Source organism: Rhizobium sp. IY2 (assembly GCF_047532935.1).
GTDB lineage: Bacteria > Pseudomonadota > Alphaproteobacteria > Rhizobiales > Rhizobiaceae > Rhizobium > Rhizobium anhuiense.
Genome location: NZ_JBLKNU010000002.1, coordinates 1 through 14455, shown reverse-complemented (window position 1 = coordinate 14455; position 14455 = coordinate 1). Strand labels below are relative to the sequence as shown.

The 14455-nt window shown below is 58.6% G+C and carries 15 protein-coding genes and 2 pseudogenes; 9 read left to right on the top strand and 8 right to left on the bottom strand.

What is annotated here, in order from left to right; all coding sequences use genetic code 11:
* The first annotated feature begins 59 nt into the window (after positions 1-59).
* Positions 60-371: a DUF982 domain-containing protein gene (locus ACMUVN_RS08775; RefSeq protein ID WP_414815017.1), complete on the top strand. Its 312-nt coding sequence runs from the start codon at positions 60-62 to the stop codon at positions 369-371.
* Positions 372-660: 289 nt separating this feature from the next.
* Here the strand turns inward: ACMUVN_RS08775 and ACMUVN_RS08770 are convergent, their stop codons facing one another.
* A complete protein-coding gene (locus ACMUVN_RS08770) occupies positions 661-1395 on the bottom strand; it encodes a phosphotransferase (RefSeq protein WP_047611895.1) in 735 nt (244 codons plus the stop codon).
* A gap of 175 nt (positions 1396-1570) precedes the next feature.
* Complete coding sequence (locus ACMUVN_RS08765; RefSeq protein ID WP_029868327.1) at positions 1571-2542, bottom strand: DMT family transporter; 972 nt, start codon at positions 2540-2542, stop codon at positions 1571-1573.
* A 437-nt stretch (positions 2543-2979) separates the two neighbouring features.
* On the opposite strand from ACMUVN_RS08765, the gene ACMUVN_RS08760 reads away from it, so the two are divergent.
* A complete protein-coding gene (locus ACMUVN_RS08760) occupies positions 2980-3948 on the top strand; it encodes a DMT family transporter (RefSeq protein ID WP_047614520.1) in 969 nt (322 codons plus the stop codon).
* 401 nt (positions 3949-4349) lie between these two features.
* Here ACMUVN_RS08760 and ACMUVN_RS08755 read toward each other — a convergent pair whose 3' ends face one another.
* Entirely contained in the window at positions 4350-4619 is a 270-nt protein-coding gene (locus tag ACMUVN_RS08755; protein ID WP_254956313.1) for a 4-oxalocrotonate tautomerase, read from the bottom strand.
* Between the two features lie 42 nt (positions 4620-4661).
* Between ACMUVN_RS08755 and ACMUVN_RS08750 the strand changes: the two genes are divergently transcribed.
* The 3 genes from ACMUVN_RS08750 to ACMUVN_RS08740 all read left to right on the top strand — a co-directional run bounded on the left by ACMUVN_RS08750 (position 4662) and on the right by ACMUVN_RS08740 (position 7295).
* Entirely contained in the window at positions 4662-5546 is an 885-nt protein-coding gene (locus tag ACMUVN_RS08750) for a LysR family transcriptional regulator (RefSeq protein WP_029868325.1), read from the top strand.
* 206 nt (positions 5547-5752) lie between these two features.
* Complete coding sequence (locus tag ACMUVN_RS08745; RefSeq protein WP_063475697.1) at positions 5753-6595, top strand: dienelactone hydrolase family protein; 843 nt, start codon at positions 5753-5755, stop codon at positions 6593-6595.
* 166 nt (positions 6596-6761) lie between these two features.
* On the top strand, positions 6762-7295 hold the full coding sequence (locus ACMUVN_RS08740; protein ID WP_049813668.1) for a hypothetical protein: 534 nt from the start codon (positions 6762-6764) through the stop codon (positions 7293-7295).
* Positions 7296-7315: 20 nt separating this feature from the next.
* Here ACMUVN_RS08740 and ACMUVN_RS08735 read toward each other — a convergent pair whose 3' ends face one another.
* Together ACMUVN_RS08735 and ACMUVN_RS08730 are read right to left on the bottom strand one after the other, a co-directional pair.
* On the bottom strand, positions 7316-8083 hold the full coding sequence (locus tag ACMUVN_RS08735; protein WP_028759184.1) for an alpha/beta hydrolase family protein: 768 nt from the start codon (positions 8081-8083) through the stop codon (positions 7316-7318).
* Positions 8084-8402: 319 nt separating this feature from the next.
* On the bottom strand, positions 8403-8645 hold the full coding sequence (locus ACMUVN_RS08730) for a hypothetical protein (protein ID WP_028758720.1): 243 nt from the start codon (positions 8643-8645) through the stop codon (positions 8403-8405).
* Between the two features lie 161 nt (positions 8646-8806).
* On the opposite strand from ACMUVN_RS08730, the gene ACMUVN_RS08725 reads away from it, so the two are divergent.
* Positions 8807-9166: a hypothetical protein gene (locus ACMUVN_RS08725; RefSeq protein ID WP_028758721.1), complete on the top strand. Its 360-nt coding sequence runs from the start codon at positions 8807-8809 to the stop codon at positions 9164-9166.
* On the opposite strand, the pseudogene ACMUVN_RS08720 reads toward ACMUVN_RS08725, so the two are convergent.
* A pseudogene (locus ACMUVN_RS08720) lies at positions 9163-9348 on the bottom strand (transposase domain-containing protein); the annotation flags it as partial. The gene ACMUVN_RS08725 and the pseudogene ACMUVN_RS08720 overlap by 4 nt on opposite strands.
* 58 nt (positions 9349-9406) lie before the next feature.
* Positions 9407-9703: pseudogene (locus ACMUVN_RS08715) on the bottom strand (IS66 family transposase); the annotation flags it as partial.
* Between the two features lie 558 nt (positions 9704-10261).
* Here ACMUVN_RS08715 and leuS point away from each other — a divergent pair.
* Entirely contained in the window at positions 10262-12775 is a 2514-nt protein-coding gene (gene leuS, locus ACMUVN_RS08710) for a leucine--tRNA ligase (RefSeq protein WP_028758723.1), read from the top strand.
* A 21-nt stretch (positions 12776-12796) separates the two neighbouring features.
* The gene (locus ACMUVN_RS08705) at positions 12797-12937 is read left to right on the top strand and encodes a GrpB family protein (protein WP_141677034.1); all 141 of its coding nucleotides are present in this window, start codon (positions 12797-12799) and stop codon (positions 12935-12937) included.
* Positions 12938-12966: 29 nt separating this feature from the next.
* On the opposite strand, the gene ACMUVN_RS08700 is transcribed toward ACMUVN_RS08705, so the two are convergent.
* The gene (locus tag ACMUVN_RS08700; protein ID WP_028758724.1) at positions 12967-13224 is read right to left on the bottom strand and encodes a CrpP-related protein; all 258 of its coding nucleotides are present in this window, start codon (positions 13222-13224) and stop codon (positions 12967-12969) included.
* 375 nt (positions 13225-13599) lie between these two features.
* On the opposite strand from ACMUVN_RS08700, the gene ACMUVN_RS08695 reads away from it, so the two are divergent.
* Positions 13600-14205 carry a LysE family translocator gene (locus ACMUVN_RS08695; RefSeq protein WP_063475696.1) on the top strand — a complete coding sequence of 202 codons (606 nt, stop codon included), beginning with the start codon at positions 13600-13602 and terminating at the stop codon, positions 14203-14205.
* Positions 14206-14455 lie beyond the last annotated feature (250 nt).

The following is a 14455-nucleotide window of genomic DNA, read 5'->3' as shown; positions in this document are numbered from 1 at the left end:
ATACGCGCGTATATTGATCGCGGGGACTGTAGTACCCGTGCCTTGAGGGGTCGAGGACAATGTGCTGGAATACATCATCAGCATTTACGCCGGTCGGATTCGCTTTGCGAGGACCGGCATCTCGCAAGATCGTATGGACGCTGGGCGACGCGGCGCGTCTCCTGATCAACGACTGGCCTTGCGATGACGGCGAGGAATATGTGGCTGCCGTGAAAGCCTGCGTCGACGCATTGAGCGGGAAGATTGCCCCGGAACAATTCCGGGAAGCGCTTCTGCGTGCGGCCGATGAGGCGGGGATCGCGGCTCTATCGCTCGTCCCGCGGGGACTGGGAGAGCGGCGGCCGGACCTTCCTCCGATAATGCTAACCTAGGCCGTATTTCCAGGGGCTACCTGCCTATCGACGTCAGGCTTGCGCCGGGAGCGGCCGTCGCTGATGCATGTCGCCCGGAAGTGTGCAGCGGTTCCGGAGGTACGACATGCATAAAAACAAAGAGCTAAAGCACGTCGCTTGAACCACGTTTCATGCGACGCGCTTTAGAGCAATTTCAGGAAAAGTGCGAAGCGGGTTTCCCAGGCAAAGCGCGAAGCGCTTTTGCCGGGAATTGCGTAAAAACAAAAGAATAGAGCGGTTCTGCGCTTCCGTTAAAAGCTGAACCGCTCTAGACCGCTCGAACTTCGGCAAGTCGCTGTTTCGCGTATTCGTCATCCCAACAGACGGCGGCTTCCCATGCGGCCGATGCTTGCGCGGCGATGTCATACGCCCCGGCTTCCAGATCGGCAGCATTATGGGGCAAGACGAGGTCAAGGTCGGGGACGTCGATATGCGACTCATCCCAGTCGATCAGTGCGACGCGGTCCGTGGTCATGCGGATGTTGGCAGGGTTGTTGGGATTACCGTGGACGACGCGTGTCTCACGTCCGACAAGCCGTGCCCACGCCGCGCGGCATCGAGCGACGCCATCTGGCGGCATCGCGGCAAGGTCGATCCTCGTCCCCGTCTCGGCATGCAGGAGGTCCGTCGAGGATCGCCACCCTGGGCGCTGCGGCCAGCCTTGCGTCAAACGATGCAGTTCGCGGAGGGTCTCGGCGACACGACGCCAGTCGCCCTCGGTCTCGGGTGGTCCGCCATGCATGTATGTCATAACCATCAGGCCATCCGCGAATAGCCGGCCGTCGTCTGCCGGGATCGGCACCGGCACGCTCAGACCTTCACGGTCAAGGTGCCGGAGGAGTTCAACCTCCCACGCCAGATCAGCATTGCTCCTGGTACCCAGACGACCGACTGCAAGTTGCCCGTGGATGTGCACGCTCCAGACATCATTGGCGACCCCGCCAGCCAGCCGTTCGATGCGAACCGCGTCCTTGCCCCACAGCTCCAGTGCTTCCCATCCCACTCGCGGCACCCTCGATCAACCCGATTGAGACTTGGGTAAACCAAGCGCAGGATCGGGACAACACCCGGTCGCATTGCGCCCCATATTGCTCATAGAACCACCTGGTTCCTTTTTCCGAAAGCGGACATGGCACAGGTTTGAGAAGCGGTCATTGGGAAAGCCATTGCGTTCGTACTCAGGCTTTGGTCGCCTCCGCTCTGGTCGTTGGCTTCAGCAAGATGATGAGAAGCAAGCCGGCGACGATGAGTGCCGCGCCTTCGAGATGATAGCGTTGCAACTGTTCGCCGAGGAACAGGTAGGCGAGCACGGCGATAAAGATCGTCTGGATGTAAAGCAGCACGCCCGCCCGCGCCGCACCCAGGGCCTCGATGCTGCGATTGAAGAGATAATACATAACCGCGCCACCCGGGATCGCGACATAGCCGAGCGCGATAAGGCCGCTGGCATTCAGCGTCGAGCGCTCGTCGGAGACAAGCTCAAACAGGTAGAAGGGCAGCGCCGTCAGCACCGCTGCACCGAGGAGCAGCACCAGGAGCGCAAGGCGATTCACATCGAATTTCGCGCGGCGGAGCAGGACGGTGTAGAGGCTGAAACAGAACGCGCCAGCGACGATCCACAACTCCCCGGGATTGAGGTCGAGACGCAAGAGCGCAGCCGGGCTGCCCTTGACGATGATGACCACGATCCCGAAAAAGGCGAGGATCGATCCGATCACCTGCCAGCGTCCCATCGGCTCAGCCAGAATGAAACGGGCAAGAATCATGGTGATGATCGGGATCAGGGCGATGATGATGCCGGCGGTCGTGGCATCGGCATGTTCAAGGCCGACAAAAATCAGGCCCTGGCAGACGCCAAGCCCCACACCGCCGATGGCGAGCAGCTCGAGGCCGCGAGCCCGCACAAGCGCGACCATGGCGCCGAAATGCCGGTACACGATGGGCATCAGGATCGCCCAGGCGATCAGCACGCGCCAGAAGCAAAGCGCCCAGGGCGGCATCTCCGAAGAGACCCATTTCGCGGCGATATAGACGCCGGCCGACAGCAGCCAGCAGAAAACCCCCACGGAATAGGCGGCTGCAAGCGAACCGCCCGCCGCCTGTTCCGTCCCGACCGTGTCGCGATGGACCGCCAAGACATGTATCGCCATGGCCCAGTTATGCCACAATTCCCGTGCGCTGCACAGATGAAGGCGGCGGTATCCCTGGTTGCGAAGCCGCCGTCTGCTGGCGGGACGAGTATGCAGTCAAGCGGCTTGCCGAAGTTCGCCCGGTCTGAGCCGTTGCGGCGGGAAATCGGCTCCCCTGAAGAAGCGGCACGGCCGTCTGCGTGAATCCCATCCCGATGAAGCAGCGATGACCGCTTCGAAGCGTTGCACACGCATCGCGGCCCTTGCGATTCTGCACCGTTTCGTGATCCGGGTGATGCGTATCGAGAGGCTGGCTCTCATTTTCCCCGGCTACCGACCAGGGCGCGTGGCCGGTAAATTTTCTCCATTCGATCAAGCATTTCGCTTGACTGCCAAACGGCATACTCGGTGTCGCGGAGACCAGGACTCGGTGACTCAACGTCAAAAGGGTGAACATCATGGACAGACTTTTCTATGTTGGCGTGTCGGCCGCTCTCTTTGCGGCCTTTGCCTTTTCGCTCAATTTCGTCGTGCCCTTCATCATCGGTGACTATTCCACCTTTGATTTTGCCCTCATCCGTCACGTCGTCTCGGCACTCGTCGGGCTTTACATTCTGTTTTCCGAGAAGGGTGTCATGCGCCACCTCACGCTTCGAAACTGCCTGCAAGCCATCTGGCTCGCCTTCGTCGGCTATGTCGGCTACTTCCTGACAGTGACCGGAGCGGCCCTCTTTGCCGGCCCAGTCATCGCTCCGGCCTTTCTCGGGCTGGTGCCAATCGTATTGATGGTCATTGGCAATCAGCGTCAGGCATCATTGCCATGGCGATCCCTCATGGTGCCTCTGGCACTGGTGCTGGTCGGTCTTGTTCTCGTCAATGGCACGGCATTCACGGCCGAAGGACTGGACTCTGTGCAATCATTGTGGATTGGCGTGCCGCTGGCGCTTGCTGCCGTGGGCCTTTGGGTCTGGTTCGCGCTTTCCAATCAGGCGGCACTCGCCGCACGGCCGGACATGCCCTCCGGCGTGTGGTCGGCGCTGATATTGGTGGGCGGCGGCGTCTTGATGCTGGCCTTCTATCCCATCGGTGCCGCAATGGACCTCTTCCGGCTTCCTATATTGGGATTCGGCTGGAGCGCTGCCAGCAACCTCTATGTCTGGGGCACAACTCTCGCGCTGCTGGCCACCGTGGGCGGCGTCTGGGCTTGGAATATCGCCTCCCGCAGCCTGCCGGTTGCCTTGGCCGCGCAATTGATCGTCTCAGAGACTGCCTTCGGCGTGATTGGCGGACTTGTCGTGCATGCCCGCTGGCCAACTCCGATCGAAGTCGCTGGGGTTGTCGTGCTGATCGCCGGCGTCGTTCTGTCGGTTCGGATTTTCTATGATCGCCAATTTGCATCTGCAAAGAACGTGCTTGCGAACGAGTGACAGCTGGACACAGGGCCTAAAACAGGCGCAGGCATCAGAGATGCAACCACGTTCAACGTAAAATCCGCTTTTGACGCAAACATGCCGCCTCGCCACTCAGATGTGTTGTCCGCTTTCAAGTCACCGCTTGGCTCTACGACTGATATGAGGACGCCAAGCAGCCTTCGCCTTCAACACCGAAATGTCCGCTTAGAGCCGAACTCCGCCATGGCTCAGATGCACCAAAAGCAAACTCCCCGGTGAGGTCGGCTGTCCAAAGGCTTGCGTGCGGTGGAGTGGCGGCGGCCAGTAAAATCACCGGCCGCCCTTCACATTCAGCAGGGAGCCGAGGGCCGGCTCCCCGTCCTATACCATGGCGGCGGCGGCCCGCAGCTCGAGCCTTCGGCATAGCGGGTCGTCTCTCAGGCCTCGGATTTCAGCTTGCCGCCGACCGCCCAGGAATCCTTGGCGATCTCCGTTATCAGGATTTCCAGCGATTCCGGCGGGCACGCCAGGGTTTCGACGGCGGCCTTGGTTGCTTCGCGCGCGAAGGCGCGTTTCTGATCGTCGGTGCGGCCGGGATGCATCTGCAGGTGAAGAATGGGCATGGTCTCTTCCTTGGTCAGGTTGGTGATGTCCGTCGTCTTGGCGCGGGCGTGATGACCATGTTGTAAATTCGTCGGTTGATAAATAAGCTGTTGGTATCGTCATTCGAAACCAACAGGTAGGCAATCGTGGACAAGCTGGCCGGCATGGCGATGTTCGTCAGGGTCATCGACAATGGCAGTTTCGCGGCGGCCGCGGAGATCGCGCAAGTGTCGCCTGCCATGGTTGCCAAGCACATCAAGACGATCGAGACCCGGCTCGGGGCGAAGCTGATCCATCGCACCACGCGGCGCCATCAACTGACAGAGGTCGGCCAGCTCTATTACGAGCGCTGCAAACGCGCACTTTCCGAAGTGGCGCTGGCCGAAGCTTCGGCGAGCGAACTGCAATCGGCGCCGCGCGGCCGGCTTCGAGTGGTTGCGCCGGTCAGCTTCGGCACGCAAGTCTTGGTGCCGGCGCTGATCGATTACCAGAACGCCTATCCCGACGTCAGCATCGAACTGTCGCTCGACAACAATGTCCATGATCTCGTCGGCGAGGGGTTCGAGCTCGGCATCCACATCGGCCCGCTCGCCGACAGCGGCCTGGTCGCCCGCCCGCTCACGCCCTACCGGCGGATTCTCGCTGCCTCGCCGGACTATCTTGCCCGCCATGGCCGGCCGGCCTCGCCGGAGGCTCTGGCGAACCACCTCTGCCTCGGCCACTCCTATTGGCGCATGCAGGATCGCTGGCACCTGGTCGGGCCGGGCGGCGAACTGCGCGATGTGTTGATCTCCGGAAAATTCTCGACCAACCAGGGAGCGGCGCTGCGCATGGCAGCACTCAGCGGCGCGGGAATTGCGCTTCAGCCGGAACTGCTGCTCGCCGCCGATATCACCGAAGGACGGCTTGAACGGGTACTGCCGGAGTGGTCCTACAAGCCCGTCCCGATGCACCTCGTCTATGCGCCGAACCGGCGGCCGACAGCGATGTTGCGGACGGTGATCGATTTCCTGATGGGACGGTTTGGCTGACGACGCTCGGCCAAGGCCGATGTCGCTCGTAAGGTTTAGCCTTGAGCTCTGTCCCCGGCTCCGGACTTACGCCTGGGGATAATCATTGAAGGCGACTATTTGCCGCGCCGCTTTAAAGCCTATGGACGTCGAAGTTTCCGCATCTAGATGATGATCGGTTGTGGATAGCGTTTGATCAACTGCCTGTCTCCCAGCGGAGCAACTCAATGCAAATCACAAAGCTTGTTTTCGGACTTTTGCTCATCGCTATCGTGCAGCCTGACCCTTCGGCTCACGCCGACGAGTTGGTGCGATTTGACAGCGCAGTCGTAAAGCCAAGTCCATTTCTGGAACGCAAGGCAAGGGAACAAGGTGTCAGTCTCCCGCAGGCCCAAGTCACGCACTTGCTGGGATATCTAAGCCGACCACAGGGAGATGGTCCCTTTCCGGCTATCGTCGTCATGCACGGTTGTGGCGGTATCCATGAGAACGTCAAGACTTACTGGCCGCAGCGGTTGACCTCATGGGGATATGTCGTGCTGGTGGTCGACAGCTTCACGACCCGCAACATCGACAACACCTGTGAGAGCTATCTTCCTGACCGGGTATTCGATGCCTACGGGGCTCTCGATTTCCTATCAACATACACCTTCGTTGATGCCCGACATGTGGGGCTGATGGGCTTTTCCGCTGGTGGCATCGCGACGCTGGAAGCCACGAAAGCCGAGGGCAACGAACAGTTCATGGATCGGAAGTTCGAGGCTGCAGTCGGGTACTATCCGGTTTGCGCTCCCCACGAGGGCGATGCGACGGTGCCAACTTTGATCCTCATTGGCGACGTGGACGATTGGAGCCCAGCCGAAAGGTGTCGGCAGAGGGTTTCTCACATCAGTGGCAAAGGTCCGCCGATCGAACTCGATATCTATCCAGGTGCGTACCATGCCTTCGATGCTCCAGACGTCACAGTGGCAAAGACGGCATTCGGTCATCGGGAAGAATATAACGCGCCTGCTGCCGAGCAGTCCTTCATCAGAGTGAAGGCATTCCTGCACGAGTATCTCTCGAACTGAACGAGCTGGCGGCAATTTGGCGGCGACGCGGGCTCGATGATGCGTCAGTCAGGTTCGCTTGCCGGCGATCAGCGGTGCTGATCGTTCTCGCCTTCCAGCCAGGCAAGCTTCGGGGCTGAGACCACTCAACTCGGATTCGATGCAATAAAGTTCACCGATCGGCTTCATGTTTGAAGCCCATCAGCAATCTACCCTCATTGAAGCGGGACAAGAGATGGACGGAATATTCATCGTAGGCAATGGCGGAAGTGGCAAGTCCTGGCTGGCCGGGCAACTAGCCCATAAATTGCAAATCCCAGCAGTTCATCTCGACGATCTTCATTGGCTACCGAATTTTGCCGGAGAGCGTCCGCGTGATGAGCGCGACCGACTGGTGACCCAGGCTGCTGGCAACAGCTCTTGGGTGATGGAGGGTATTTACGGTTCGATCCTCAGGCAGGTGATGACGCGTGTGACAACTCTCATTTGGCTCGACGTCTCTGACGATGAGTGTATTTCAAACCTTCTGCAACGAGGCCAGACCGGCGGCGGGACCGTGGAACAGTTCGAGGAATTGCTGGAATACACGCGTGGTTACCGTCTTCGGAAGAACCACATGAATTCCTTCGACGCACATCAACGTTTTTTCGAGGAGCATCCGTTGCAAAAGGTAAGGCTGTCCAGCCGCTCGGATGTTGCGACCTTCCTGGCGACAATCTGAAGCCGAAGCTACGCGCCGCCTTAGTGATAGGTCACGATGGGATGGAACATCCTTTTCAGGAAGGGGCGGAGAGCTTCCTGCACGTGGCTCCTTGGAATTTGATGCCCACACTCAAACATGTGAAGCGTCACCGGGACGCCTGCATTGGATAGAGCTTTTGAGAACAGTTCAGCATGGGCAACCGGCGCACGGTCGTCATGCTTTCCATGCAGCAACAGCGTCTCCGACCGAACTTCGGGCGCGTAATGCAGCGCAGAGCGAGCCAGAAAGGCCTCTCTCGACAGGCCCGCCTCCTTCTCGATAGCCCACCGCAAACCGTCTGAACTCGCGTGATAAGCGACTTCAAGATCGTAGACGCCGCCCGAGAGAATGACTGCTCGCAGATCAGAAATCTGGGTGGCAACCATTGCCGATGCAACGGCGCCACGACTGTTTCCATAGAGGACCATTCGGCTAGGGTCGACGGAAGGCTGTTCCCTCAGGAAGCCGAGAGCCGCAATGATCGCCTGCTGAGTTTTGGGACCGCAGAAATCTGGAGGCCCATCTGACGCCCCAAAACCGGGCTGCGAGACTGCCGCCGCAGTGATATTCAAACCAGAACAGAACCGAAGCAACGCGCCGCTATCGACCGCCTCTATCCCTCCAAGCAGACGGCCACCCTGGTTGCCGTGGACAAACAGGATTGCGCCTGCGGGCGTTTCGCTTGCGACCTGAGCTTGAAAGAGCTCGACCGTGGCTCCGTCACCCCGATCAATGAGATGTCGAGTTACTACCGGCATAACCACCATCAGGTTTTCTCGTGCGGGACAGACAATAGTACAACTTTTGGTATTGGCAACGTCCGGTGATCGCCTTCTGCATACGGCGACTGCGGAATATCCAGGCCGCACTGAGTGTGGAGTTCTCGAATCCCCCGTCCGTGGGCTGAAACATGCCCAATTCATCCCGAGGACTGGTCGAGATGCCTGTCCCACGACAGACAGTTACAAGCCCGCCTTGCGAAAGTTGACAGGTTGAAGCTGTTTGGGAAAGCTTGCTTAGCAGTTTTCCGCTAGACATAGCTTTCACAACGAACGCGGATAGGAAGTAAGCGTCCGGTGGTGACGGCTATGCGATTGTGAGGATAAGAACGGCGACCACAACCACCCACGGGATCAAACCGATCCATCCTGCCATAGGAGCTTGGCAGATCAGTGAGCCATCGGGGACGCGTTTGAAGCCCAGCCAGTTAAATCCCGTCTCGGTCGAGGATATGGCTTGCACGCGCACCTTCCCGCCGGTGATGAGCGGCAACACGAGCCTGGCGGTAGTGTAGCCAATCACCTCAAAAATAAAGTCGATAATGATCAAATCAGGGCTCCGGTGTGATGTTTCACGGCAACAAGGCGTCAATTCGGTTGATGGGATAATCGGCGAGTAAGCGTCCGGTTAACTGGTTTTCCAAGTGCATGATGGCGTTTCCTGAGGCTGTAATGCTACGATAACAGCTCCGGCGTGAAGAGGTTGAGCTTGTGGTGCGTGCGATTGTTTTGCTTTTGGTCGGGACTCTGGCAACGCCGAGTTACGGCCAGGGTCCGGCGGAGCTTGGACCGAATACAAACGAGCATCCTTTCCAGTGTGGAGCGGCCTTTGCGATCATGGCTAAGGTCTATCAGGAAGCCGGAGATGCCAACAAAGCCGGAGATTACCAAACAAAATTCGATAAGCTAGCTGTCCAGGCTGAAGGCATTTTCGAACAATCTCATCGACCTAAAAGCGATGCAGAAGCCTACATGCAGAAGCATGTAGATTCCTTGGCCGCTATTGCTGAGAAAGACGCCGCGCTCGTAATCAATTTTGCCCGACGTTGCGACCAGCGCTTTCCTGGTTAGATTCGGTTAGCTGCGGTGTTCCATGGCAATAGCTCACCGATTGTGTAGATGGGATGATCGGCGATGCGGGTAAGGATGTCCCGCAGATAGGCCTCTGGATCGAGACCATTGAGCTTTGCGGTTTCGATCAGTGACAGGATGGCGGCGGCCCGTTCTCCGCCTTTTTCTGATCCGGCGAACAGAGAAGGTGGCCAATTGCTGCTTGGGATGTTGCCCCTTACGATCCGGACTGAAGAAGTAGCAGGCTGCCGGTGGTGTCGTGTCACCGTGGGGCCGACCGTCGCGAACATAGGTCCACAGTCGGCCAGTCTTGGTCTTGTCCCTTCCAGGCTCCAGCACAGGAACACTGTATCATCGCCATGACGTCGATGACCCGCGAATACATGCTCTTGAAGCTTCACCAGCAGCGGCTCCAGCAATGTGCTGGCTGCCGATCCAGTCTGGCATAGTTGAACGGCTCAGATCGACGCCTTCCCGAGCATAAATCTCTGACTGGCGATAGAGTGGGAGGTGATCATAGTATTTGGCGATCAGCACATCGAGGGGACGGTTGGGATGACGGCAGTCATCGTGAGCACTTAAAAAAACCGGAGTGTGGCCGTTGCCGCTGGCCCAACTGCATGGCCGTCAGGTAGGCCAGCGGATCGATGGCCGGATTGACAGATGTAGACACCACCATGCGACGGGTGGATCTATGTATCCGGCTGTAGTCAAGGGATACACTCTTGGCAGAAGCAATCATATAGGGCATTCTTAGTTCATGATGACCTTCGCGAGCAAAGCAGCACGCGTGCGTATTCTCGGCGCACGACTTACCAACCCGGCCTCCTGACTGGAGCCGGGTCAATCCTGCTATTTGCCTTTCATTTCATCTGCCTGGGTCGTCATCCATGGACGTTGGAACGTCTTCCTCGCCTCATCATTCAATCACCGTCGAAGCGCGGCTGCGGCTGGCGAATTCGCATGCATGTCGACTTAGCGGCGGCTGCCGGAAATCATCGCAGTACCGGCAGCCGTAGCTGCTCCTGACATCCTTAAAAGCGAGCCACATTCAAAAGACGCCACCAATGAGTTGGTCGGCGCGAGGAGCGGCGCATGCCCTACGATCCACGGGCCATTGAGCCCAAATGGCAGGCCTATTGGGCCGAACACGATATCTTTCGAGCGGAGTTCGAGCCGACCAAGCCGAAATTCTATGCACTCGATATGTTTCCGTATCCGTCAGGCGCTGGGCTGCATGTCGGCCATCCCCTGGGTTATACGGCGACTGACATCCTGTGCCGCTACAAGCGCATGTGCGGATTCAGTGTGTTGCACCCGATGGGATGGGATAGCTTCGGCCTGCCAGCGGAGCGCCATGCGATGCGCACAGGCGTTCATCCGGCTATCACGACCAAGCGCAATATCGAGACGTTTCGCGGCCAGGTGCAACGACTGGGTTTTTCCTACGACTGGAGCCGCGAACTCGCCACCACCAATCCCAACTATGTCAGGTGGACGCAGTGGATTTTCCTGAAGCTGTTCGAGCGGGGTCTTGCGTACCAGGCCGAGGTGGCGGTCAATTGGTGTCCGGCTCAGAATGCCGTGCTCGCCGACGAGGAAGTCAAAGACGGGCGCTACGTCGAGACCGGCGATCCGGTGGTCCGCCGTCAGATGCGTCAATGGATGCTGCGCATCACCGCATATGCCGACCGGTTGTTGGATGGCCTGGATGATCTCAATTGGCCAGAAAGCCTGAAGGCGATGCAGCGCAATTGGATCGGCCGTTCGGCAGGAGCCGAGATTGCCTTTACTGTCGATCCTGGCGGCACGGAGATCGTGACCTTCACAACACGACCCGAAACCCTGTTTGGTGTGAGCTATATCGTCGTCGCGCCGGAGCATCCGTTGCTGCCTGCTATCGTGACGGGGGAGGCCCGAGCTGCGGTGGAAAGCTATGTTGAGCAGTCTGCAGTCCTAGATGAGACGTCGCGCGCCGATGCAGGACGCGAAAAGACCGGCGTTTTCACGGGTGCTTACGCAGTCAATCCGGCAACAGGGATCCGGCTGCCGATCTGGGTGGCAGATTATGTTCTGAGTGGGTACGGCACTGGTGCCCTCATGCCGGTTCCAGCCCATGATGCGCGTGATCATGCTTTTGCTGTTGCTCACGGCCTGCCGATCACGCGCGTGATCGAGAGCGACCAGGACGTCGAGCGCGTGGCCTACGAGGGCAATGGGCGGATGGTCGGTTCCGGTTTTCTGGATGGCCTGGACGCGCCTGCAGCCAGGCAGACGATGGTTGCCTGGCTGCAGGCCAACGGGGCAGGTAAAGCGAAGGTCACCTATCGCCTGCGGGACTGGCTTTTCTCGCGTCAGCGTTATTGGGGTGAGCCGATTCCGGTGCTGCATCTGGCCGACGGTTCGGTGGTGCCTTTGCCTGAAGAATGCCTGCCGCTGCTGCCGCCGGAATTGGATGACTATGCACCGACGGCTGATGGAGAACCGCCACTCGCCCGGGCGGAGGACTGGGTGCAAACGACGGTGCCTGGCACCGACCTCCCGGCAAGGCGGGAGACCAACACGATGCCGCAATGGGCCGGCTCATGCTGGTACTATTTGCGGTTCCTCGATCCCCACAATAAGCGTGAACTGGTGGGGCATGAGGCCGAACGCTACTGGATGCCCGTCGATATCTACGTCGGCGGGGCGGAGCATGCCGTCTTGCACCTGCTCTACGCTCGCTTCTGGCACAAGGTGCTTTACGATATCGGGGTCGTATCGACCGAAGAACCATTTCAGCGCCTGTTCAATCAGGGAATGATCCTCGCCCACTCCTATCGGGATGTGGCTGGCCGATATTACGAGCCGTCTTCCGTAACCGAAAAGGGCGGACGATGGTTTGCGGGCTCGGTCGAGGTCCATCGCGCCGTCGAGAAGATGTCCAAGTCGCGTTTGAACGTCGTCAACCCTGATGACGTCGTCGACGAATATGGGGCTGATGCGCTGCGGCTTTACGAGATGTTCATGGGGCCACTGGACGGAACCAAACCCTGGCAGACGGAGGGTGTGAAGGGTGTGCGCCGGTTCCTGGATCGAGCATGGCGCATGGTCTGTGATGAGGCTGATGGACTGCATCCAGCCGTGCGGGACGCCATCCCTGGTTCGGAACTGCTGCGCTTGCGCCATCAGACGGTGAAGTTCGTCACCGAAGATATAGAAGCCATGCGCTTCAACACGGCCATCGCCCGTCTGATGGAATTGTCTAACGCCCTTGTGGCAGCGACCGAGCGGCCGCGCGAGGTCGTCGAGACATTGATTTTATTGTTGTCCCCGTTCGCTCCTCACATTGCCGAGGAGTTGTGGAGCAAGCTTGGTCATGAAGGGACACTGGCTTTCGTTCCATGGCCAAGTTTCGATCCTGAATTGGCGGAGGAGGAGATGCGCGAGTACGTGGTGCAGATCAACGGGAAGGTTCGTCACCGTTTCCGAGCGGCGTCCGATCTGGGGGAGGGTTTGCTGGCGGCAGCTCGATCAGAGCCTGAGGTGGTGACTTTGCTTGCCGGCAGGACCGTTGTGAAGGAAATAGCGGTCCCGGGTCGATTGGTGAACTATGTCACAAAAGGGTAAGGTTTGCTTCAAGGAGCAACGATGGCTGTAACCAGCAAAAACTCAATTTATGACAGCCGCTGGCCGTCTATGTTTCCTGCTGAGAAACAACGGATCGCGGGCTGCTTCGAGGGTGATGTCGCATTGTTTCACCAGCGCCCGAACACGACGCTTGGCGTTTAACTCAGGCATCGTAGCCAAAATTAACAACGTCACGCATCGAGCGCACCTCGTTTGGCAATCGAGATCAGCTCTTTGAAGTGAGTCACAATTCTACCTTCACGGCTGGCGTCCTCCGCTTCCCAACCGAACTTCCACGCGTCGTGACGCGCAAGCCAATCCCCCAGAGCAGCGCTATCACCGGTCGGCATCCTATGGGCCGCGAGGTATGGGTTCTCGTGAGCCTTCAGTCCGAGCACCCGCGCCCTCGAGCCTGCTTCCTGTAAATCGATCAGCTCTTCAATTGTCATACGCGATCCCCCACGATGGCGTCGACGGTAGCATCGAAGTCCGCGCATGCAAGCGAATGCTAAATTATGGGTTAATTTGGGACAGTTGCGAGTGGAGAGCGCCTCTGGTCGGTCGGGCGTTGCACCGGAGTGTCAATGCTTCCTGTGCTTCATACTTGCCCCGCCGCCAATTGATCGCAGGAGCAGCAAATAAATCAGACGTACTGCCTAATTTCAGCACACCTCCTGACGAATTTATACGCAACCATAAGTGTTGATTCTAGAATTTTTTACACGTAATAATGCGCCCGCTGAGCGCTACAAGCAGATAGGAGCGGAGTACTTTCAAGACGGATATTGCAAGTTCGACGAGTTAACGGAGCAAAGGAGCGCATGATGGACCTACAAACAGTTCTGACGTTTAGCTTGGCCTTCTTCGTATTCGCGGCAAGCCCTGGCCCTGACAACCTGACGATCCTGTCGAAGACCGTGTCCAGCGGCCCGGCGCAGGGCGTCGCCTACGGGGGCGGCGTCGTTTTTAGCATCTTCCTGTTCGTCATCTTCTCGGCCATCGGCTTCAACGCCATTGCTCAATACATGAACGAAAATCTGCGTTTCATCCAATATGTCGGCGCTATCTACCTGATTTACACAGGGGTCACGATGTGGCGTTCGAAGCCGAACATCAAACCTCGTGTGATGAGGGGCGGCCTGATCCGCCTGTTCATTACGGGTTTTCTTCTCAATATCTCCAATCCCAAAATGCCGATTTTCTATCTGGCGCTACTGCCGGGCGTCTTGGGCATCCGGCCACTGACCATCCCCGACACCGTGGAACTGCTGGCGGTCATAGCCCTGATAGAGGTGGTCGTAGTCGGAGGACATGTGCTCATCGGCTATAAAGCGAAAACGGCACTGACCGATCCGAAAAAGATCGGCATCCTCAACCGTGGCGCTGGAGCTTTGATGGTCGGGGCAGGGGTGCTTGTCGCCAGCAGATGATGCCGCCTCGAAGGCGTAGCCCCGAATAGTGACGCGATGACGGAAGCCCACGATGCGATAAGAGAACGTGCGGGGATGGCTGACTGGCATCAACGGCTTGTCGGCCCCGAAAGGTCAGAGGACTTCGAACGTCCGCTTCGGGCCGGAGAACGAACCCGCTGCGCGGGAGGGCGTCTGCGGTTGAGATAGAGGGCATAGGCTGGAGGTTGCGCCTGGATTGAACGTCGTCCGGCAAGGGCGGAGCATGACG